Genomic DNA, 21,773 nt, shown 5'->3' with positions numbered 1-21,773 from the left:
GGTCAGCGCGGCAGCCGCACCGTGAACTCCGTCGCCCCCGGCTCACACGTCAGCGCGATGTCGCCGCCGTGCGCCCGGACCAGCGACGCCGCGACCGACAGGCCGAGCCCGCTGCCGCCCCGGTCGCGGCTGCGGGCCTTGTCGACGCGGTAGAAGCGGTCGAAGACCCGCTCGCGGTCGCCGGGCGGAATACCGGGGCCCGCGTCGGTGACCCGTACCAGTGCCGCCCCGGCCGTGACCGAGGCCACCACGCACACCTCGGTCCCGGCCGGGGTGTGCACGGCCGCGTTGGTCAGCAGGTTGTCCAGCACCTGGCGGACTCGCCGGGCGTCGAGCCGTATCCGCACCGGCTCCTTCGGCACGGTCACCGTCAGCGGACGGGCCGGGTGGGCGGCCCGGAACGCGTCGGCCGCCTCCCGCACCAGCTCCACCAGATCGGCGTCCGCGAGCCGCAGCGGGACCTCCATCTCGTCGGCGTCGAGGCGCGCGAGCAGCAGCAGGTCGTCGAGGAGGAAGCCCATCCGCGCCGCCTCGCCGCGCAGCCGCGCCAGATGGCGGTCGCGTTCGGCGGGCGCGTTGGCGGCGGCGTACTGGAACAGGTCCGCGTAGCCGCGTACCGACATCAGCGGGGTGCGCAGCTCGTGGGAGGCGTCCGCGACGAACCGGCGCAGCCGCCGCTCGGCCTCCGCGCGGACGGCGAGCGAGTCGTCGATGTGCTCCAGCATGGTGTTGAACGCGGTGCGCAGCTCCTCCACCTCGGGCCCGGCGCGCGGCCCGGCGGCGCGCAGCGGCAGCCGGGCCGCCGAGTCGGTCAGATCGTGCGAGGCGATGCCGTGCGCGGTGCTCGCCATGTCGCTCAGCGGCTGCAGGCCGCGCCGCAGCACCTTCCGGCCGATCACCACCAGCGCCACCAGCGCGAGCACGAACGCCACCACCTGAACGGTGATCAGCTGCTCGACCGTCTCCTCGACGTCCGCCGTGGGCGCGGCCGTCACCAGCACCACCCCCGGCCCGACCTCGCAGGCGCGCAGCCGGTAGGTGCCCTCGCCGTCGATGTGCGCGGTGCGCAGCAGCTCCTCGTCGGCGGCGGCCCGTCGCTTGGCGAGGGCGGTCAGCGGGCCGGGGTCGGACGGCGCGTAGGAGGAGGCGCGCAGCTCGGCCGTGTCGCCGGTGACGTCGTAGACGGCGGCGTACCACCCGTAGTACGGCTGCCGTTTGATCTTGCCGTGGGACGCCACCTCCCTGGTCTGGCCCACCTCGACGGCCTTCAGCTGGTCGTCGAGCTGGCGCTCCAGATAGTCCCGCATGTAGGTGGTCAGCACGGTGCCGACCACCGCGAACACCAGCAGCGACAGCACCCCGAGGCCGAGGGCGAGCCGGGTGCCCAGGCGCAGTCGCCGGTACGCGCGCCGCAGCCGGGCGATCACTCGTCGGCCTGCCGGACGACGTACCCGAAGCCCCGGACCGTGTGGATCAGCGGCGGGCCGGTGTCGTCGAGCTTGCGGCGCAGTCGGCTGATGACCAGTTCGACGACGTTGGAGCGCCCGCCGAAGCCGTACTCCCAGACGTCGTCGAGGATCTGCGCCTTGGTGAGCACGGTCGGGGACCTGCGCAGCAGATAGCGCAGCACCTCGTACTCGGTGGGCGTGAGCGTCAGCGTCCGCTCGCCGCGCCGCACCTCGCGCGTGTCCTCGTCCATCGTCAGATCCCCGGCCCGCAGCACCGACCGCTGGAAGCCGGGCCCGCCGCTGCGCCGCAGCACGGTGCGCAGCCGGGCCATCAGCTCCTCCACGGCGAACGGCTTGACCAGGTAGTCGTCACCGCCGCGGGTCAGCCCCGCCACCCGGTCGGCGACGCCGTCGCGGGCGGTGAGGAACACCACCGGCACCATCGTCCCCGAGGCGCGCAGCCGGTCGAGGACGCCGTAGCCGTCCACGCCCGGCAGCATCAGGTCGAGCACCACGATGTCCGGGTGGAACTCGGCGGCACGGCGCAGCGCCTCCTCACCGCTGCCCGCGGTGACCGCCTCCCAGCCCTCGTAGCGGGCGACCGTCGCGACGAGATCGGCGATGGGCGGGTCGTCGTCCACGACGAGCAGTCGAACTTTGTCCACCGTCTCATCGTGCGGCACGGCACCCCGTGGGAGAGGGGGCGGGGTGGGCCCGGGGCCGGATCGATATCCACTTGAAAGTTGAATGACAGTAGATCGACAGCAACCGGCGGCCAAGCTCGTCACACCCCCACCGAGGAGTTGCCGCACGTGACGACCGTCCAGTCCCCTCCCGCGCCCCCCACGGCGATCCGCCCCAGGGTGGTGGCCCGCACCGGCCTGTACGCCGTGCTGGCCGCGAACGTGGCCGTGGTGACGTACTTCTTCACCCAGGCCGGTTTCGCCGGTAACACCCTGATCGTCCTCGGCCGCCTCGCCGGGCTGTACGGCGCCCTGCTGATGGCCTTCCAACTGCTGCTGGTGGCCCGGCTGCCCTGGCTGGACCACCGGATCGGCATGGACCGGCTCACCCTGTGGCACCGCTGGACCGGCTTCACGCTGCTGTGGACGCTGCTCACCCACGCCGTGTTCATCACCCTCGGCTATGCCGAGGGCAGCGGCATGGACCCGGTGAGCCAGCTGGTGGACCTCGCCGAGACCACCACGGGCGTGCTCCGCGCGGTCGTCGCGCTCTCCCTCGTCCTCGCCGTCGGCGCCGTCTCCGCGCGCTGGGCGCGGCGCCGACTCGCCTACGAGACCTGGCACTTCATCCACCTCTACACCTACCTCGCCGTCGTCCTCGCCTTCTCCCACCAGGTGTCGACCGGGACGACGTTCGTCTCCTCGGCGGCGGCAAGGGCGTACTGGTGGACCCTGTGGGGCGTCGCCCTCGGTGCGGTGGCCGTGGGGCGGCTGGTGCTGCCGCTGTGGCGCAACGGGCGCCACCGGCTGCGGGTCTCGGCGGTCGTCCCCGAGAACGACCACGTGGTCTCCCTCCACATCACCGGCCGCGACCTGGACCGGCTGCCCGCGCGGGCGGGCCAGTTCTTCCTGTGGCGGTTCCTGACCAAGGACCGCTGGTGGCAGGCGAACCCCTACTCCCTGTCCGCCGCCCCCGACGGCCGCACCCTGCGGCTGACCGTGAAGGCCGCCGGTGACGGCTCCGCCGCCCTGCGCGACCTCCGCCCCGGCACCCGCGTCTTCGCCGAGGGCCCCTACGGCGCCTTCACCACCCTGCACCGCACCCGCCCCGACGCCCTCCTCATCGCGGGCGGCGTCGGCATCACCCCCCTGCGCGCCCTGCTGGAGGAACTCCACGGGCACGCGGTCCTCGTCTACCGCGTGACCACCGAACAGGACGCCGTCCTCTACGACGAACTGCGCGACCTCGCCCACGCCAAGGGCGCCCAGCTCCACCTCGTCACCGGCCCCGCGACCCCCGACCGGCTGGCCCCCGCCGAACTGGCCCGTCTGGTACCGGACGTGGCCGACCGGGACGTCTACGTCTGCGGCCCGCCCGGCATGACCAGCGCCGTCCGGCGCGGCCTGCGCGAGCTGGGCGTGCCGGGCCCGCAGATCCACTTCGAGCGGTTCAGCCTGGCCGGTTGAGCACGGGACACCTGGAGAAGACCATCGTGAAGCGAGCACTGCCCGTTCTGGTCCTGACCGTCGCGGCGCTGATCCCCGTGTGGCGGTACGCCCCGTCGACCGGTACGACGACCGAGGCGGCGGCACCGGCGCCCGTCCCCAGCGTGTCGACGCCGTCCTCCTCGGCGGGACCCCTCGTCCAGGTCGTCGCGGGCTCCACCGTCGCCACCGACAAGGGCCCCGTCCAGGTCGAGGTGACCTTCGAGGACGACACCATCACCGCCGTCCGCATGCTCCAGCAGCCCCACCACCCGCAGACCACGGACGCCGTGCCCGTCCTGATCGAGGAGACGCTCGAGGCGCAGAGCGCCGACGTCGACACGGTCTCCGGCGCCACCGTCACCAGCGACGGCTACCGGGAGTCCCTGCAGGCCGCCCTCGACGCGAACGGCTCCTGACGTGCCGCACCGCGTCGAACACGTCATGGGCCTGCCGGTCTCCCTGCGCGTCGACGACCCCGGCTTCCCTGGCTCGCTCGGCGACCCCGGCTTCCCCGGCTCGCTCGGCGACGCCGTCTTCGCCTGGCTGCGCGAGGCCGACGAGCGGTTCAGCCCCTTCAAGCCGGACAGCGAGGTCTCCCGCCTGGGCCGCGGCGAGATCGGCCAGGGCGAGGTGAGCGCCGACCTCGCCGAGGTGCTCGCGCTGTGCGCGGAGTACCGGGCGGCGACCGGCGGTGCCTTCGACGCCTGGCTGCCCGGCCGTGGCTTCGACCCGTGCGCGGTGGTCAAGGGCTGGGCGGCACAGCGCGCGGCCCGGCTGCTGACGGACGCCGGGGTGACGCGTTTCTGCCTCAACGCCGGGGGAGACGTGGTCGTCGGGGGCGGACCCTGGCGGGTGGGTATACGGCATCCCGAACACGCCGACCAGGTGTGCCAGGTCCTGGAGGTCACCGACGGGGCGGTGGCGACCTCCGCCCGCTACGAGCGCGGCGACCACATCGTGGACGGCCGCACGGGACGCCCGGCGACCGGCCTGCTCAGCATGACCGTCGTCGCCCCCACGCTCACCGAGGCGGACGCCACCGCCACCGCGGCCTACGCGATGGGAGAGGCGGGCGTGACCTGGGCCGCCGCACGCCCGGGCTGCGAGGTGTATGCCGTGGACACCGGACGGCGGGTGCTGCGTACTCCCGGGTTGCGGGTACCGGTCTAGACTCTCCCCGCAACGGCCCACGGACCGTGGTGAAAGTGGGCGGCAACGGCCAAACCCGAGGGGTATTCGGCGTTTTGATACGGATAGATTCAGTCACCAAGCGGTACCCGGACGGCACGGTGGCGGTCGACCGGCTCTCCCTGGACATACCGGACCGCTCGATCACGGTCCTCGTCGGCCCGTCGGGCTGCGGCAAGACGACCACGCTGCGCATGATCAACCGGATGGTCGAGCCGACCGAGGGAACGATCCTCCTCGACGGCACCGACATCCTGAAGCAGCCGGTCAACACCCTGCGCCGGTCGATGGGTTACGTCATCCAGAACGCCGGGCTTTTCCAACACCGTACGATCCTCGACAACATCGCCACCGTGCCCCGGCTGCTCGGCTGGGGCAAGCAGAGGGCCCGGTCCCGCGCCCGCGAACTCATGGAACGCGTCGGGCTCGACGCCTCCCTCGCCAAGCGCTACCCGTACCAGCTCTCCGGAGGCCAGCAGCAACGCGTCGGCGTGGCACGGGCGTTGGCGGCCGACCCGCCGGTGCTGCTGATGGACGAGCCGTTCTCCGCCGTGGACCCGGTCGTCCGCAAGGGGCTCCAGGACGAACTCCTGCGCATCCAGGCCGAGCTGGGCAAGACCATCGTCTTCGTCACCCATGACATCGACGAGGCCGTCAAGCTCGGCACCATGGTCGCCGTGATGCGCACCGGCGGCCACCTCGCCCAGTTCGCGCCGCCCGCGCAGCTGCTGTCCGACCCCGCCGACGCCTTCGTGGAGGACTTCCTCGGCGCCGACCGCGGCATCCGGCGGCTGTCCTTCTTCCCGGCCGCCGGGCTCGACCTCAAGACCGGGCCGATCGTCGCCGTCGACGCCACCGCCGAGCAGATCGCCGCCCGCACCGCCCCCGACGTGCCCTACCTGCTGGTCACCGGCCTGGACGGCCGCCCACTCGGCTGGGGCGAGCCCGACCGGCTGACCGCCGGGGCCATCGACCCCGAGCGGCTGCTGCCCTGCGGGCGCCCCTTCGCCGCGGGCACCGACTCGCTGCGGGCCGCCCTCGACTGCGCGGTGCTCTCGCCCACCGGCTGGGCCGTCGCCGTCGACCCCGAGGGCCGGGCGGCCGGGGTGATCTCTCAGCAGGCCATCGGCGAGGCGATCCGCGGGGCGCACGCGGAGGGCCGTACGGACTCCCGTACGGACTCCCGTACGGACGCGCCGGTCGAGAAGGCCACGCGATGAACAACCTCTTCGACATGCCCAGCGACCTCCAGAACAGCTACTGGGGCCTGGTCACCCTGCATCTGCGCCTGGCCATGGTGCCGGTGCTGGCCGGACTGCTGCTGTCGCTGCCCATCGCCCAGCTGTGCGTGCGGCTGCGCTGGCTGTACCCGCCCGTGCTGTGGGTGACGACCGTGCTGTACGCGGTCCCCTCGCTGGCCTTCTTCGTCATCCTCATCGACTACACCGGCCTCGCGGAGATCACGGTGATGATCCCGCTGGCCGTGTACAGCCTGGTGGTGTTCGTCCCGGCGATCGTCGACGGCGTCCGCTCGGTGCCCCGCGAGACCCTGGACGCCGCCACCGCCATGGGCTTCGGGCCCGTACGGCGCTATGTCCAGGTGCAGTTGCCGATCGCCGCGCCCGCCATCATCGCCGGACTGCGGGTCGCGTCCGTGTCCAGCATCTCCCTGGTCAGCGTCGGAATGCTGATCGGCAACCAGGGTGCCCTCGGCAACCTGCTCAACAGCGGCATGATCTACAACCAGCCCCGCCTGGTCTGGCTCTCCGTCATCGGCACCGCCGTCCTCGCCGTCCTGGTCGACGCCGCGCTGGTGGTGCTGCGGGTGCTGGTGACGCCGTGGATGCCGCGCGGCGACGGCAGGAACACCCGCACGATCGCAGCGAAGGCGGCCACCCGGTGAACGTACTGAACTTCATCGAGGCGTTCTTCAGCGACAGCGCCCACTGGAAGGGCTACGACGGCATCCCGACCCGGCTCCTGGAACACATCGGGTACTCGCTGATGGCGCTCGGCATCGCCGCCGCCATCGGACTGCCGGTCGGCCTGCTCACCGGCCACACCGGGCGCGGCGGCAACACCCTCGCCCTCATCGCCACCGCCGCCCGCGCGCTGCCCAGCTTCGGCCTGCTGGTCCTGCTGTTCGTGCTGCTCGGCCTCGGTCTGGCCCCGGTGATGATCCCGCTGGTCGTGCTCGCCGTACCGCCCATCCTCGTCACCACCTACGAGGCGATGCGCTCCGTCGACCCCGCGCCGGTCGACGCCGCCCGCGGCATGGGCATGCACGAGGCCGAGGTGCTGTTCCGGGTCGAACTCCCGGTCGCGCTGCCGCTGATCCTCAGCGGACTGCGCTCCGCGGCCATCCAGATCGTCTCCACCGCCACCATCGCCGCCTACGTCAGCTTCGGCGGCCTCGGCCGCTACATCGTCGACGGCCTCTACCAGCGCGACTACGAGAAGGTCGTCGGCGGCGCCACCCTGGTCGCCCTGCTGGCCCTGGCCACCCTCGGCCTCTTCTGGACGGTGGCCAGGCTCACGGTCTCCCCCGGGGTGCGGCGCGGCGCCTGAAACCGCGCCCGCCGCGCCTGAGACCGCGCCCGCCACGCCTGAGACCGCGCCCGCCGCGCCCGGTCGCGCGCTGTCCGATGCTCGCCTTCTGCGCCGGGTCCGCGCACGCCAAGGTGAAAGCGGTGCGCGCACGCCGGGCGAGGAGGGGAACCAAGCCGTGCTGGAGCAGATCTACGACAGTCGCAGCATGCCAGCGCCGGACCGCGTCGCGGCCTGGTACGACATCACGGCGAAGGCGCTGGTCCGCAACGAGTTCCGCATCGACCGCGCCGCCGACTTCCAGGGCTCGCTGCGGGCCGCGGCGCTGGGCGAGGCCCAGGTGACCGACATGGTCTACTCGGCGCTCAGATCGGACCGTACGCCGCGGCTGATCCGGCAGTCCGACCCGGGGATGTACGCCGTCGGGCTCACGCTGAGCGGCGTACAGGGCCTTCTCCAGAGCCGGTGCGAAGCGACCGTGGGGCGCGGTGACTTCGTGGTGTACTCGACCTCGCGCCCCTTCACGGCCCTGGTGGACGCCCGGGGCGGCCCGGCGGGCTCCGTGGTGGTGCAGCTCCCGCGCGGCGCGGTCGGGGTGCCGTCGGACCTGGTGGACCGGCTGCTGGCGGTGCGGATACCGGGCCAGGAGGGCACGGGGCGGCTGCTGACCACGTTCCTCACCCAGTTGGCCACCGACACCGAGGCCTGCCCTCCGGTCCAGGCCCAGCGGCTGGGCCGCGTCCTGACCGAGCTGGTCAGCGCGTGGCTGGCCGAACGCGTGGACGCCCTGGGCGAGCTGCCCGTCGAAACCCGCCAGCAGCATCTGCTGCTGCAGGTCCAGGACTTCATCGCCCGGGACCTGGGCGACGCCGCCCTGACCCCCACGGCGGTCGCCGCGGCGCACCACATCTCGCTGCGCACACTGCACCGGCTGTTCCAGCAGCACGCCGACGGCGCCACGGTCGCCTCCTACATCCGCGGCCAGCGGCTCAGCCACGCCCGGCGCGACCTGGTCGACCCGGCGCTGTCCGCCCGGCCGGTCCAGGCGATCGCCCTGCGCTGGGGATTCCCCCGGCCCGCCGACTTCACCCGGGTGTTCCAGGCGGCCTACGGGGTCCCGCCGACCGAGTACCGCCGTCTGGCACTGCCCGCCCACTCTGGCACGCGGCGCTAAGCGCTTGGCACGCGCCGCTATCCGCTCGCCGACCGGGTTCGGCGAGCATGGGCCGCCAGCGAGCCAACGAGAGGGAAGGGAACAGACACATGGAAGACCGTCAGAAGCGAGGCATCCGACGAGGCATCCGGCGTCCCGCCGGACGGTCCTTACTCGTCGTCGTGCTCGGGGTCCTGCTCTCCCTGGGCGCGGGTCTCGGCACGACCGCCGCGGCGTCCGGCGACACCACCTCCGCGTTCACCGCGGCGGCCGAGAAGACCGGACTGAGCAAGGCACAGGCCAACGGACTCCAGAACCGGGTGGACGCGGAGATCGCCCGGCTCGGCGGCGAACAGATCGCCCCCAACAAGGTCCGGCTGGCCGAAGGGGTCACCCTGACCGTCGTGGTACCCGGCGAGACCTACGTCCGGGACCTCAGCCAGCCGGTCGGCACCCTCGCCGCGTGCAGCTACTACTACTTCTGCGCGTACCAGGGCACCTACTTCAGCGGCAGCCAGATCAACATGTACTCCTGCCGCTCCTACTCCATCCCGTGGACCGGCAACGGCTCCTGGGACAACAACCAGAGCACGGGCACCCGCGCCCGGATGTACAACGCCTCCGGCGGCCTGATCTACACCACCCCCGGGGCCCGCAGCTATGACTCCGTCGGCAGCTGGACCCCGGTCTACTCGGTACGACCCTGCTGACAGGCCCTAGCCCTCGGTGCGGGCCAGCGCCTGTTCGAGTACGACGAGCAGCGCGTCCCGCACCGAGCCGCGTTCGCGGGCGTCGAAGACCAGCACCGGGACGCCCTCGGAGACGTCGAGCGCCCAGCGCACCTCCTCCAGGGCATGCTCGACCGTCCCGTCGAAGGCGTTGACCGCCACGGCGAACGGGATGTCCTTGTGCTCGAAGTAGTCGACGGCGGCGTAGCAGTCGTCCAGGCGGCGGGTGTCGACGATGACCAGCGCGCCCACCGCGCCCTCGACGATGTCGTCCCACATGAACCCGAACCGCTCCTGGCCGGGCGTGCCGAACAGGTACAGCTTCAGCGTCGGGTCGATGGTGATGCAGCCGAAGTCCATCGCGACCGTCGTCGTGGCCTTGCGCGGGGTGAGGGAGAGGTCGTCCACGCCCGCCGCGACCTCGGTGATGGCGGCCTCGGTGGTCAGCGGCTCTATCTCGGAGATGGCCCCCACGGCGGTCGTCTTGCCCACGCCGAAGCCGCCCGCGATCACCAGCTTCACCGGCAGCGGCGGTCGTACGGCCGTGTCGGCGGCCGTGGCGCCGGTCAGCGGTTCAGTCGGTGTCACGGAGTACCCCCCGGGAGTCGGGGATGGCGCGGAGGCCATCGATAACCCTTCGCAGGACGGACGCGTCATGGGTGACGGCGGTGTCGGGCACGTGGACCGCCAGTTGCCCGGCGGCACGCAGGTCCTCGGCGAGGACCCGCACCACGTTCAGATGCAGCCGCAGCCGGGCGGCCAGTTCCGCGATGGACTGCGGCTGCTTGCAGGCGGCAACGATGTCGTGCCGCTCGAAGGAGAGCCGGTCCAGCGCGTCAAGGCCCTCGGCGGTGGCGACCACCTGGGTCTCGACGGGGATCGGCGGACCGGTCGCGGCGCCCGCCACCCGGCCCGCGGTGACGAGGAACGGCCGTACGGCGGGGACGGGAGCGACCGGCTCCGCGCCGGGGGACGACGCGACGCCGTCCACTCCGGTACCGCCCGGGATACGGTCGTCCGCCATGGCTCGTTCTTCTCTCTTCTCTTTCTCTCTCGGCCTGAGCCCGCTGTCCCGGCAGGTCAGCCCGTCGACGGGACGCCGACGGTGTTCTTCAGCTCCAGCACCAGCTGCGGGCTGAGCGCGGCACCGGCGCGGTTGGCGAACAGCGTCATCTCGTAGGCGATGTTGCCCAGCTTGGCCTCCTTGTCGGCGACCACGCCGAGCACGGCGCCGCTGCCGATCGCGGAGACCAGGACGTGGCCGCCCTCCAGATCGATGATGACCTTGTTCAGGGCGCCCAGGCCGTAGTTGCCGGAGGCCCCGGCCGCCAGGCTGGTCAGACCCGAGACGATCGCGGCGAGCCGCTCGGAGTGCGCCCGCTCCCGCAGCTGCGCGACCGCGATGAGCAGACCGTCGGAGGACACGGCGATGGCGTCGACGACACCCGCGGTCTCCGTCGCGAAACGGTTCAGCAGCCATGTGAAGTCCGCTGCGGCGGCCCGCAGCTCGTCCGGCGTGGTGCCGCCTCCCGTGGGAGTGTCACTTGTCGACGTGCTCACTGCTCCGCTCCTTCCGGGAGGCTGTCCTGACCGAGGTCCGGCGTGCGGGAGTCCCGCGTGCGCTCGGGGCTGTCGTGCCGCTGGGGTGCGGGGTGGCTGCCGGTGTCGCTGTCGCGGTGCGCCTGCGCCACGGCCGCCTCGAACTCCTCCAGCGCGTCCCGGACCGCGTCCGCGTCCGCGGGCGGCGTCGCCTTCAGCAGCGCCTGTCGCTCGGCCTCCGACGACGTCGTCCGCAGCGTGGCGCCCTTGACCCGGCGGCGCAGGGGGCGGGCACCCCCGCTGGGGGCCGGTTCGCCGTCGCGCGCCTTGGGGATGAACGGGGCCTCGGCGACGGGGGCCGGGTCGCGCCGGGGGACGCGGCGGGGGAGGGGGTCGGGGGTGTCGTCACCGGGGGGCGGGGCGGTGGCCGTGGGGGTGGGGCCGGTGGGCTCGGGTGCGGCGTCGGCCGGGGTGGCTTCGCCGGTTCCGGTGCTGGCGGTTCCGGTACGGGATCCGACCACGGCTCCGTCCTCGGTGTCCTCGGTCCCTGTTCCGGTCACGGCCCTGGTCTCGACGCCGCCTGCGGGCACCCCGACCTCCGTGGTCACGACCAGCAGCAACGACGCCGGAATGGCCACCTCGGCCGTCACCCCGCCGCCCCGCGTACGGGACAGCGAGACGCCGATCTCCCAGCGGCGCGCCAGCGTGCCGACCACGAACAGGCCGAGGACCTTCGTCGGTACGAGGTCGAGCCGCTCGCGGCGGATCAGCCGGGCGTTCTCCTCGGCCAGCCGCTCGGGGCTCATGCCGAGACCGTGGTCGGAGATGGTGATCGTGGCCCCGCCGTCCGCGGCTCCACCGGCGCGGACGGTGACCTCGACGGGGCTGTCCGCCGGGGAGAACGACACCGCGTTCTCCATGAGTTCGGCGACCATCAGCGTCAGGTCGCCGACGATGTCGGGCTCGACCATGATCTCGGCCCCGGCGTGCAGCTCGACCCGCTGGTACCCCTCGATCTGCCCGAGCGCGGCCCGTACCACGTTGGTCAGTTCGACCGGCCCGGAGCCGAGCACCGTCTCCCGGATCCCGGCGAGCAGCATCAGGCTGTCGGCGTTGCGACGCAGCCGGACCGCGATGTGGTCGATGCGGTAGAGGCGTTCCAGCAGCGCCGGGTCGGTCTCACCGCGCTCCACCGCGTCGATCAGGGCGAGCTGCCGGGTGGTGAGGTTGCTGACCCGGCGGCCCACGTTGCCGAACATCTCGGCGACGTTGCGGCGGCTGAGCACCTGGCGTTCCAGCAGCGCCGCCGCCGTGGTCTGCACATGGTTGAACGCGTCCGCCAGGTCGCCGATCTCGTCGCGCGCGGTGACCGGCACCTCGCGCAGCCGCGGCGGCGCGTCGTCCTCGGTGTCGTCGTCGGCCACCCGGGCCAGCTCCCGTCCGGCCACCTCCGCGACCTGCCGGGCGGCGCCGGTCAGCGCCTGCACCGGCCGCACCACGGACCGCCGTACGACGACGGAGAACGCGAGCCACACCATGAACCCGAAGACGGCCGAGCCCAGCAGCCATCCGGCGTTCCACCAGGCCTCGCCCGAGGCGCCGTCGGCGCGGTCGGCGATCTGGTCGATGAGGGACGCGGTGATCTCCAGCCGGGTCTGGGCCTGCTGGCGGTAGGCGGGGTAGGAGGCGAGCGCGCTGGTGAACTTCTCGCGGATCTCGTCCGGGGTCCCCGCCTGGAGGCCGCTGGGGTCGATCTGGAGCTCGGCGTACTGCCGCACGATGGTGGCCTGCGCCGCGCTGTGCTCGATACCGCGCAGTTCGGCGGTCTGCTCCTCGCTGGCGAACCGGGCGAACCGCTCGGCCTGGTGGGTGTAGACGTCGTAGGAGCCGACCGCGCTGATGAACTCGATGAGCGCGTTGGAGTCACCGGTCGTCGCCGAGAACACGCTCGTCTCGAAGGCGCTGTGGGCGGCGTCGGCGCGCAGCAGCGAGTCGAGCAGGTTGCCGGTGTAGGTGGTGGCGAGCGGTGCGGTGCGGTCCAGGCCCAGACCGTCGATCAGGCCCTTGGTCGCCCCCATGTAGGCGGGGTCGATGTTGTCGGCGGGCAGATAGCCCTGTGCGATGGTCGCGCGCAGGCTGTCCAGTCCGCTGATCTCCCTGAGCGCCTGCGCCTCGGTGGCCGGAAGCCGGTCGCCGAAGGCGTCGCGCACCTTCTCCACCTGCGCGTCGACGGCCTTCTGCGCGTCCCGGTAGCCGTCGGTGGAGGGCCGGGTGCCGGGGCCCGCCGCCTCGTACCGGACGGAGAGCAGGATGGCCTGCTGGTGTTCCGTCGCCACCCGGTCGACCAGCTCCGCGACCTGGATGCTGTCGCGGACCAGCTGGGCCGACTCCGCCGCGTCGCGCGCCTGCTGCACCTGGTCGGCGATGAGATAGGAGAGCAGTACGGCGACACCGGCGAGCGGCACGCCCACGAGGACGTTCAGCTTGCGTCGGAACGGCCAGCGGTCGGCGAAGCCGCGCAGTCCGCGCCGCTCGTTCGAGGACACCAGGCCTCCTTCATGGGGGTGTCGCGAGTGGCCGGAGGTCAACAGCGGGGAGACTATCGTCTCTTGTGATGATCGATCGACACGGCAAGTCAAGAATCCGTTACAACCTGCTCAGTCCTGATCGACGCCAATTGGTGACCCGACTGCACTTGACTGACTGAGAACGACCTGGATTGGATCAGTTGACGGCGCAGGACTTGCCCCGCCCACCAACCCGATAGCCCCGGAACGGGAATTGTGACTTCAACAGTGCAGAGCAGCTGGTCCATCACGAGACACCCCGGCGCGGCCGCCATCGCGTTCGCCCTCACCGCGGCCCTCGTCGCGGGCTGTGGCTCCTCCGACGACACGAGTGACAACCCGCTGTCGGAGGACAAGGCGGACGGCTCCACCGTGGTCGTCGGTTCCAACAACTTCGCCGAGAGCATCCTCCTCGCCGACATCTACGGCGAGGCCCTCAAGGCCAAGGGCATCAAGGTCACCTACAAGCCCAACATCGGCAGCCGCGAGACCACTTACGGCCTGCTGAAGAACGGCACCATCACCGTCCTGCCGGAGTACAACGGCTCGCTGCTCGCCTACCTCGACCCCGAGGCCGAGCAGAAGTCGGTCGAGGCGGTGAACGCCGCCGTCAAGACCAAGCTCGACGCCAAGCTGACGCTGCTGGACTCCGCCCCGGCCGAGGACAAGGACTCGGTGTCCATCAACGCCGAGACCGCCGAGAAGTACGACCTCACCGGTCAGTCTACGCTGGCCGACCTGAAGGACATCGCGCCCGAACTGGTGATCGGTGGCTCGCCGGAGTTCCAGACCCGGCACCAGGGTCTGCTCGGCCTGGAGAAGGAGTACGGGCTGAAGTTCAAGTCCTTCAAGGCCCTCGACGCGGGCGGCCCGCTCACCCAGGCGGCGCTGACGAAGAACACCGTGCAGGCCGCGGACATCTTCACCACCGACCCGACCATCACCAAGGAGAAGTTCGTCGTCCTCCAGGACCCGAAGAACCTCTTCGGCTTCGCCAACGTGACCCCGCTGGTCCACAAGAGCGACCTCTCCCAGGAGGGCATAGACACCCTCAACGCGGTCTCCGCCAAGCTGGACACCAAGACCCTGCTCGACCTGGACTCCCAGGTGCAGCTGGAGAACAAGGACCCGCTGGACGTGGCCAAGGAGTGGCTGAACTCCGTCGGCCTGGACTGACTTCGTACGCCGTACCGTGACGAGGGCGCCCCCGGTCACCGGGGGCGCCCTCGTTTGCTCCCATGAACGGTACGTGCATCCAAAGCGGACAACCTCGGTCAACCAGCCGACATAGAGGGTCAGTTCCCGGCCTGATCGAGGGTTTCCCCCGTATCCGCATCAGTGACCCCTTGCCTATCGTTCGGTCACAGCCGCCCCACAGACAACAACCCCACCGGGGCGGCTTCGCACCAACTCCCCTCCGCCTCGACGACGAGGCGACCGACCGCCGCTCCGCGCTGCCCGGAGCACGGCCACGAAGGGCAAGCCCATGCGAATATCCCCCACTCCCCCCACCTCCCCCACGTTCAGACGGAAGCTGGTCTCCGTCGCCGCGGCCTCCGCGTTCTCCGCCGCCCTGCTCACCGGCGCCACCGCCACCAGCGCGGTCGCCCAGGAGAGCGCCGCCCCGGACCCCGCGCTCACCGAGGCCGCCCCCGGCGCCCCCGCCGAGCGCCTGATCGTCGGCTACAAGTCCGGTGCCGAGGAGGCCAAGTCGAACAAGGCCGCCTCCGCCGACGCCACCGCCAAGGGCAAGGAGACCGGCGAGCGCCTCGACTTCGAGCGCCGCCTCGGCACCGGCGCCGCCCTGGTCGGCCTCGGCGAGGACACCACCCGCGCGGGCGTCGCCGACGTCATCTCCGAGTACGAGGCGGACCCGCAGGTCGCCTACGTCGTACCGGACCGCCTGAACAAGCCGCTGGCCACCCCGAACGACACCGACTACGGCAAGCAGTGGGACCTCTTCGAGGCCACCGCGGGCATGAACGTGCCGGGCGCCTGGGACCGCGCCACCGGCAGCGGGGTGACCGTCGCCGTCATCGACACCGGCTACGTCGCCCACTCCGACCTCGCGGCCAACATCGTCGGCGGCTACGACTTCATCTCCGACACCGCCGTGGCGGGCGACGGCAACGGCCGCGACAGCAACCCGGCCGACCCGGGCGACTGGACCGCCGCGGGCGAGTGCCAGGCCGGTGACCCCGCCTACGGCTCCTCCTGGCACGGCACCCATGTCGCGGGCACCGTCGCCGCCGTCACCAACAACGGCAAGGGCGTCGCGGGCGTCGCCCACGGGGCCAAGGTCTCCCCGCTGCGGGTGCTCGGCAAGTGCGGCGGCTACGACTCCGACATCATCGACGCCATCACCTGGGCGTCCGGCGGCACCGTCTCCGGGGTGCCCGCCAACAGCAACGTCGCCAAGGTCATCAACATGAGCCTCGGCGGCGGCGGTTCCTGCACCTCCGCGACCCAGAACGCCGTCAACGCCGCCGTCGGCCGCGGCACCACGGTCGTCGTCGCGGCGGGCAACAGCAACGCCAACGCGGCCAACTACTCGCCCGCGAGCTGCAACAACGTCATCTCGGTCGCCGCGACGAATCGTTCCGGCGCGCGTGCCTACTACTCCAACTACGGCACGGTCGTGGACATCGCGGCCCCCGGCGGCGAGACCCGCACGACGACGTCGAACGGCATCTACTCCACCCTGAACTCCGGCAGCCAGGGCCCGTCCACCGAGTCGTACGCCTACTACCAGGGCACCAGCATGGCCGCCCCGCACATCGCGGGCCTGGCGGCGCTGATGAAGTCGGTGAACTCCGCGCTGACCCCGGCGCAGATCGAGTCCGCGATCAAGACCAACTCGCGCGCTCTGCCCGGCACCTGCACCGGCGGCTGCGGCGCGGGTCTCGCGGACGCGGCCAAGACGGTGCAGGCGGTGAGCGGCGGCGGCTCCACGGGGGGCACCACCTACACCTCCACCACGGCCGTCTCCATCCCGGACGCCGGTGCGGCGATCGAGTCCCCGATCACCGTCAGCGGCCGGACCGGCAACGCGCCCTCGACGCTGCAGGTCGGGGTGGACATCACCCACACCTACCGCGGTGACCTCGTCATCGACCTGATCGCGCCGGACGGTTCGGCGTACCGCCTGAAGTCCGCCAGCACGTCGGACTCCGCGGACAACGTGGTGGCCACGTACACCGTGAACGCCTCCACCGAGACCGCCAACGGGACGTGGAAGCTGCGGGTGCAGGACCTGTACGCGCAGGACACGGGCAGGGTGAACAGCTGGAAGCTGACCTTCTGAGGTCTCCTCCACGGCTCCTCGAACGGGCGGGCCGACCGGTGCGGATGGGCACCGGTCGGCCCGCCTTTGTCATATGCGGGCCCTCATCGGACGCTCCCTGGTCTGGTAACCAAACCGCGCACCCCGTATTCTTCCCAAGACCGTACGACAGGAGAGTGCGCTCCGTTTGCTCCCTGTACGCTGGTCAGAGCCCCGCCAACCCCTTGGGTCGGCGATGCTCGGTGAGTTATCGTGTACGCGCAGTGACAAAAATACGGTGTGACCCGTACTTTTCAGGGAGTCCAGCCCATGGCGAGGCAGTTCCGCGCCGAACAGACCCGCGCGACGATCATCGAGGCCGCCGCTGATCTGTTCGACCGTCACGGCTATGAATCGACCAGCCTGAGCGACATAGTCGAGCACGCCCGGGTCACCAAGGGAGCCCTGTACTTCCACTTCGCCGCGAAGGAGGACCTGGCGCACGAGATCATGGAGATGCAGTCCAGGACCGTGCGGCGGCTGGCCCATGACGTGGAGGAGAGCGGCTACTCCTCGCTGGAGGCCCTGATGCGGATCACCTTCCAACTCGCGCGGCTCGCCGTGGAGCTGCCGGTCGTCCGCGCCGGACTCCGCCTCGCCTCCCTCGGGGTGGGCGTCCGTCCGCCGCTGCCGCATCCGTTCACGGAGCTGCTCGACCTGTCCACGGCCAGGATCCTCGGCGCGGTCAAGGAGGCAGACGTCCACCCGGACACCGACATCGAGGCCGCCGCCCACGCCCTGGTGAGCTTCTTCGTCGGCACCCGCGTCACCGGCCGCACCCTCGAACCCCACGCCCGCCTGCCCCGCCGCACCGCCGAGATGTGGCGCCTGCTCGTCCGCGCCCTGGTTCCGGTGACGCGGCGTCCCCGGTATCTGAGCCTCGCCGCCCAACTGGAGCGGGAGACCAGGGCGGTGTGACGGTCCGGGTCGCTGGACGGGCCCCGTCCCCCACCCGGGTACGGTGAGGCCATGCCCCACACCCCGCCCGTGATCCTCGGTGACGAGCCCGGTTCCTTCCCCCACGGCGTGCTGGCCGAGCGGCATCCCGCGATCATCCGGCAGGTGCGGGACGCCTTCCCCTACGACCCCGAGCGGCAGCGTGCTCTCGACGCGCTGTTGGAGAGCTGCCTCAAGGGGGTCATCGAGCCGCTGCCCGACGACGCGCACGATCGGAACCTCTGGGACGCGTGGGGCCTCGGTGACCACACCGGGCGGTCCTGGTTCGAGGTGCCGTGGCTGTGGTCCGAGAGCTACTTCTACCGTCAGCTCCTCGACGCCGTCGGCTACTTCACGCGCGGCCCCTGGCAGGGCATCGACCCCTTCCGCCCGGCCAAGCGCGCGGAACTCGACGCCCCGGAGACGGACGCGGAACTGGCCGTGCTGGACGACCTGGAGGCCCGCCCCGCCGAGGAACGCGCCACCGCCCTGCTGCACGGCTCACTGTGGGGCAACCGCGCCGACCTCGGCTTCCGCCTCTCCACGGCGGACCTGGCGGACGCGGTCCCCGCGCTGGTCGCCGACGACAGCGACACCCTGCGCGACCTGCTCACCGGCACCGGCACCCTCTGTCTGATCGCCGACAACGCGGGCCGTGAACTCGTCCCCGACCTGCTGCTGATCGCCCATGTCCTCACCCACAGGCGGGTCGTGCTGTACGTCAAGCCGTACCCGTACTACGTCTCCGACGCCACCGCCGCCGACGTGATCGACGCCCTGCGCAGACTGGTCGCGGCGCCGGGCGTGGCCGCCAGGTACGGACGGCGGCTGTGGGACGCGCTCGTCGACGGGCGGCTCGTCCTGCGGGCCCACCCCTTCGCCGCCGCGCCGCTGCCGTTCGCGGACCTGCCCGCCGACCTGCGCGCGGAGTTCGCCACCGCCACCCTGACCCTCGTCAAGGGCGACCTCAACTACCGCCGCCTGGTGGGCGACCGGCGCTGGCCCCCGACCACCCCCTTCACCGCGCTCACCGCGAACTTCCCCGGCCCGGTCGCCGCCCTGCGCACCCTGAAGTCCGAGGTGATCTGCGGCCTCGACGCCGACACCGAGGCCGCGCTGAACGCCGCCGAGGGCGACCGCTGGCGGACCGCGGGCACGCATGCGCTGATCCAGGTACGGACCTGAGCGCCGGGCCCGTCAACGCGGCGTGATTCACGCGATGGTGTGATCATGTCCCGGCGGACGGATGCCGCCGAGCGGGCCCGGGTAGCCCCCGGCCATGACGCAGCCCTTCGAACTCCCGCAGTTCTACATGGCGTATCCCGCGCGGCTCAACCCGCATGTCGACGAGGCCCGCGCCCACTCGACGGCGTGGGCGCGCGAGATGGGGATGCTGGAAGGCTCCGGGGTCTGGGAGCAGTCCGACCTCGACGCGCACGACTACGGTCTGCTCTGCGCCTACACCCACCCCGACTGCGACGGCCCGGCGCTCTCCCTGATCACCGACTGGTACGTGTGGGTGTTCTTCTTCGACGACCACTTCCTGGACATGTTCAAGCGCACCCAGGACCGCCCCGGCGGCAAGGCCCATCTGGACCGGCTGCCGCTGTTCATGCCGCTCGACCTGTCGACCCCCGTGCCGGAGCCGGAGAACCCGGTCGAGGCGGGCCTCGCCGACCTGTGGGCGCGCACCGTGCCGTCGATGTCGACGGGCTGGCGCCGCCGCTTCGCCGTGGCCACCGAGCACCTGCTGAACGAATCCCTGTGGGAGCTGTCCAACATCAACGAGGGGCGGATCGCCAACCCCGTCGAGTACATCGAGATGCGCCGCAAGGTGGGCGGTGCCCCCTGGTCGGCCGGGCTCGTGGAGTACGCCACCGCCGAGGTGCCCGCCGCCGTCGCCGGAGCCAGGCCGCTCAGGGTGCTGATGGAGACGTTCTCCGACGGCGTGCACCTGCGCAACGACCTGTTCTCCTACCAGCGCGAGGTGGAGGACGAGGGCGAACTGAGCAACGGCGTGCTGGTGCTGGAGACGTTCTTCGGCTGCACCACCCAGCAGGCCGCCGACACCGTCAACGACATCCTCACCTCCCGGCTGCACCAGTTCGAGCACACCGCGCTCACCGAAGTGCCCGCGCTCGCCGCGGAGAAGGGCCTCACGCCCACCGAGGTGGCCGCGATCGCCGCGTACACCAAGGGACTTCAGGACTGGCAGACCGGCGGCCACGAATGGCATCTGCGCTCCAGCCGCTATATGAACGAGAACGCCCTCGCCACCCCCTGGAGCCGCGTCCACACCGGCCCCGGCACCTCGGGCGCCGACATCCGCGCGCTGCTCGCCGGGGCGGGCGCCGAGCGGCTGCGCGCGTACACGCACCTGCCGTACCAGAAGGTCGGCCCCTCGCGGATCCCCGACCTCGCCATGCCGTTCCAGCTCCGCCTCAACCCCGACCTCGACGGGGCGCGGCGGCGCCTGCTGCCCTGGGCGACCAGCATGGGCATGCTCAGCGAAGGCGTCTGGGACGAGGACAAGCTCGCCTCCTGCGACCTGGCGCTGTGCTCCGCCGGACTCGATCCGGACGGCACCCCCGAGGCCCTCGACCTCAGCTCCCAGTGGCTGGCCTTCGGCACCTACGGTGACGACTACTACCCGCTCGTCTACGGCCACCGCCGCGACCTCGCCACCGCGCGGCTCACCACCGAACGCCTCGCCGCCTGCATGCCCGTGGCCGGTGAGCCGCCCCTCGTTCCCGCCAACGCCATGGAGCGCGCCCTGACCGACCTGTGGCGGCGCACCACCGCGGAGATGGACGAGGCGGCCCGCCGCAACCTCAGGGCCGCGGTGAACGTGATGACCGAGAGCTGGCTGTGGGAGGTGTCCAACCAGATCCAGCACCGCGTCCCGGACCCCGTCGACTACCTGGAGATGCGCCGGGCCACCTTCGGCTCCGACCTCACCATGAGCCTGTGCCGGATGGGCCACGGCCCCGCCATCCCGCCCGAGGTCTACCGCAGCGGACCCGTCCGTTCCCTGGAGAACTCCGCCGTCGACTACGCGTGCCTGCTCAACGACGTGTTCTCGTACCAGAAGGAGATCGAGTACGAGGGCGAGATCCACAACTCCGTCCTGGTCGTGCAGAACTTCTTCGGCTGCGACTACCCGACCGCGCTCGGCATCGTGGCCGACCTGGTCAACCAGCGCATGGCGCAGTTCCAGCATGTCGCCGCCACCGAACTGCCCGTCGTGTACAAGGACTTCGAGCTGTCGACGGAGGCCCGCGCGATGATGGAAGGCTATGTCGTGGCCCTGCAGAACTGGATGGCCGGGATCCTCAACTGGCACCGGGAGGTGCCGCGTTACCGCGCCGACTACCTGGCCCGGCGGTCCCACGGCTTCCTCCCGGACCGGCCACCGGCCCCGGCGCTGCCCCTGCCGGTCAGCTGATCCGCTCAGCCGTCCGCGCGTGAGCGACGGCGGCGCGGGCCAGGGCCCGGATCACCGGGTGCGGGCGCGCGCCGTCGCCGGACAGCTCCGGCTGGAAGAGCGTGGCCAGGAAGAAGGGGTGTCCCGGGAGTTCGGCGATCCGGACGTGGCCGTCCTCGTCGTGCCCGGAGAACCGCAGCCCGTGCGCCCGCAGGGTGTCGAGGTGCCGGGAGGGCCCGTACGCGCAGAAGTACCGTTCCACCGTCCGCTCGGCGCCGATCACCCTCTGGGCGAGCGAGCCCGGCTCGATCAGGACCGCGTCCTGGTGGCCGACGAGCGAGCAGGCCAGCGGCTCGATGAGGAAGTCCGCCGCGCCGGGGTCGTTCTCGGCGTGCGCCACCCAGGGCAGTCCGCACACCTCACGGGCGTACTCCAGCAGCGCGTGCTGGAAGCCCCCGCAGGTGCCCAGGAAAGGGATGCCCGTCTCGCGCGCCGCGCGGATCGCCGACAGCACCCCCGCCTCACTGCGGTACGGGCTGCCGGGCAGCACCCACACCGCGTCGAAGCCGCGCACCGCGTCCGGGGCCTCGGCGTCCTCGGAGCCGATCCAGTAGGCGTCCAGGACCAGCCGGTCCCGCGTGGCGAGGGCGTCCAGCAGGGCCGGGACGCGGGTGTGCGAGACGACGGCGGGGGAGCGGTCCCCGACCAGGGCGATACGGGCTGCGGTGGTGGTCGCTGTCATGGCGTCCA

20 protein-coding genes are annotated in these 21,773 nt (G+C 71.8%); 13 read left to right on the top strand and 7 right to left on the bottom strand.

Features of this window, described 5'->3' with window-relative positions:
- Positions 1-2: 2 nt before the first annotated feature.
- Together ACFVQG_RS37850 and ACFVQG_RS37845 are read right to left on the bottom strand one after the other, a co-directional pair.
- Positions 3-1,427 (bottom strand): ATP-binding protein, encoded by a 1,425-nt coding sequence (locus tag ACFVQG_RS37850; protein WP_383393015.1) that lies wholly within the window; start codon positions 1,425-1,427, stop codon positions 3-5.
- Entirely contained in the window at positions 1,424-2,113 is a 690-nt protein-coding gene (locus ACFVQG_RS37845; protein WP_383393012.1) for a response regulator transcription factor, read from the bottom strand. The genes ACFVQG_RS37850 and ACFVQG_RS37845 overlap by 4 nt, the downstream gene beginning before the upstream one ends.
- A gap of 147 nt (positions 2,114-2,260) precedes the next feature.
- Between ACFVQG_RS37845 and ACFVQG_RS37840 the strand changes: the two genes are divergently transcribed.
- The 8 genes from ACFVQG_RS37840 (at position 2,261) to ACFVQG_RS37805 (ending at position 9,217) form a co-directional block, all read left to right on the top strand.
- Positions 2,261-3,598 (top strand): ferric reductase-like transmembrane domain-containing protein, encoded by a 1,338-nt coding sequence (locus ACFVQG_RS37840; RefSeq protein ID WP_383393009.1) that lies wholly within the window; start codon positions 2,261-2,263, stop codon positions 3,596-3,598.
- 26 nt (positions 3,599-3,624) lie between these two features.
- Positions 3,625-4,035: an FMN-binding protein gene (locus ACFVQG_RS37835; RefSeq protein ID WP_383393036.1), complete on the top strand. Its 411-nt coding sequence runs from the start codon at positions 3,625-3,627 to the stop codon at positions 4,033-4,035.
- A gap of 25 nt (positions 4,036-4,060) precedes the next feature.
- Positions 4,061-4,789: an FAD:protein FMN transferase gene (locus ACFVQG_RS37830; protein WP_383393035.1), complete on the top strand. Its 729-nt coding sequence runs from the start codon at positions 4,061-4,063 to the stop codon at positions 4,787-4,789.
- A 74-nt stretch (positions 4,790-4,863) separates the two neighbouring features.
- A complete protein-coding gene (locus ACFVQG_RS37825; protein ID WP_383393008.1) occupies positions 4,864-6,027 on the top strand; it encodes an ABC transporter ATP-binding protein in 1,164 nt (387 codons plus the stop codon).
- Entirely contained in the window at positions 6,024-6,710 is a 687-nt protein-coding gene (locus ACFVQG_RS37820) for an ABC transporter permease (protein ID WP_383393005.1), read from the top strand. The genes ACFVQG_RS37825 and ACFVQG_RS37820 overlap by 4 nt, the downstream gene beginning before the upstream one ends.
- Positions 6,707-7,375, top strand: coding sequence for an ABC transporter permease (locus ACFVQG_RS37815; RefSeq protein ID WP_383393002.1), 669 nt, complete (start codon positions 6,707-6,709; stop codon positions 7,373-7,375). The genes ACFVQG_RS37820 and ACFVQG_RS37815 overlap by 4 nt, the downstream gene beginning before the upstream one ends.
- A 187-nt stretch (positions 7,376-7,562) precedes the next feature.
- Complete coding sequence (locus tag ACFVQG_RS37810) at positions 7,563-8,528, top strand: AraC family transcriptional regulator (RefSeq protein WP_383392999.1); 966 nt, start codon at positions 7,563-7,565, stop codon at positions 8,526-8,528.
- Positions 8,529-8,617: 89 nt separating this feature from the next.
- Positions 8,618-9,217, top strand: a complete 600-nt coding sequence (locus tag ACFVQG_RS37805; protein ID WP_383392996.1) for a hypothetical protein — start codon at positions 8,618-8,620, stop codon at positions 9,215-9,217.
- A 6-nt stretch (positions 9,218-9,223) separates the two neighbouring features.
- Here the strand turns inward: ACFVQG_RS37805 and ACFVQG_RS37800 are convergent, their stop codons facing one another.
- Genes ACFVQG_RS37800 through ACFVQG_RS37785 form a run of 4 tightly spaced genes read right to left on the bottom strand, consistent with a single transcriptional unit; the run spans position 9,224 to position 13,320 of the window.
- Positions 9,224-9,823, bottom strand: a complete 600-nt coding sequence (locus ACFVQG_RS37800) for an ATP/GTP-binding protein (protein WP_383392994.1) — start codon at positions 9,821-9,823, stop codon at positions 9,224-9,226.
- Positions 9,810-10,259, bottom strand: coding sequence for a DUF742 domain-containing protein (locus ACFVQG_RS37795; protein ID WP_383392991.1), 450 nt, complete (start codon positions 10,257-10,259; stop codon positions 9,810-9,812). Before ACFVQG_RS37795 ends, ACFVQG_RS37800 begins: the two co-directional genes overlap by 14 nt.
- A 56-nt stretch (positions 10,260-10,315) precedes the next feature.
- On the bottom strand, positions 10,316-10,795 hold the full coding sequence (locus ACFVQG_RS37790) for a roadblock/LC7 domain-containing protein (RefSeq protein ID WP_383392988.1): 480 nt from the start codon (positions 10,793-10,795) through the stop codon (positions 10,316-10,318).
- A complete protein-coding gene (locus ACFVQG_RS37785) occupies positions 10,792-13,320 on the bottom strand; it encodes an ATP-binding protein (RefSeq protein WP_383392985.1) in 2,529 nt (842 codons plus the stop codon). Before ACFVQG_RS37785 ends, ACFVQG_RS37790 begins: the two co-directional genes overlap by 4 nt.
- 237 nt (positions 13,321-13,557) lie before the next feature.
- On the opposite strand from ACFVQG_RS37785, the gene ACFVQG_RS37780 reads away from it, so the two are divergent.
- The 5 genes from ACFVQG_RS37780 (at position 13,558) to cyc2 (ending at position 21,044) form a co-directional block, all read left to right on the top strand.
- Positions 13,558-14,517, top strand: a complete 960-nt coding sequence (locus tag ACFVQG_RS37780; RefSeq protein WP_383392982.1) for an ABC transporter substrate-binding protein — start codon at positions 13,558-13,560, stop codon at positions 14,515-14,517.
- 310 nt (positions 14,518-14,827) lie between these two features.
- Positions 14,828-16,645 (top strand): S8 family serine peptidase, encoded by a 1,818-nt coding sequence (locus tag ACFVQG_RS37775; RefSeq protein WP_383392979.1) that lies wholly within the window; start codon positions 14,828-14,830, stop codon positions 16,643-16,645.
- Positions 16,646-16,933: 288 nt separating this feature from the next.
- On the top strand, positions 16,934-17,581 hold the full coding sequence (locus tag ACFVQG_RS37770; RefSeq protein ID WP_383392976.1) for a ScbR family autoregulator-binding transcription factor: 648 nt from the start codon (positions 16,934-16,936) through the stop codon (positions 17,579-17,581).
- A gap of 51 nt (positions 17,582-17,632) precedes the next feature.
- A complete protein-coding gene (locus ACFVQG_RS37765; RefSeq protein ID WP_383392973.1) occupies positions 17,633-18,784 on the top strand; it encodes a damage-control phosphatase ARMT1 family protein in 1,152 nt (383 codons plus the stop codon).
- 94 nt (positions 18,785-18,878) lie between these two features.
- Entirely contained in the window at positions 18,879-21,044 is a 2,166-nt protein-coding gene (gene cyc2, locus ACFVQG_RS37760) for a germacradienol/geosmin synthase Cyc2 (protein ID WP_383392971.1), read from the top strand.
- Here the strand turns inward: cyc2 and ACFVQG_RS37755 are convergent.
- The gene (locus ACFVQG_RS37755) at positions 21,037-21,765 is read right to left on the bottom strand and encodes a hypothetical protein (RefSeq protein ID WP_383392968.1); all 729 of its coding nucleotides are present in this window, start codon (positions 21,763-21,765) and stop codon (positions 21,037-21,039) included. The two genes, cyc2 and ACFVQG_RS37755, sit on opposite strands and share 8 nt — an antisense overlap.
- Between the last annotated feature and the right edge of the window lie 8 nt (positions 21,766-21,773).

It is taken from the genome of Streptomyces sp. NPDC057877 (genome assembly GCF_042796855.1).
In the GTDB taxonomy this organism is placed as follows: domain Bacteria; phylum Actinomycetota; class Actinomycetes; order Streptomycetales; family Streptomycetaceae; genus Streptomyces.
Note: the sequence above shows the minus strand (reverse complement) of the source record. Positions and strands in the feature narration are given on the sequence as shown.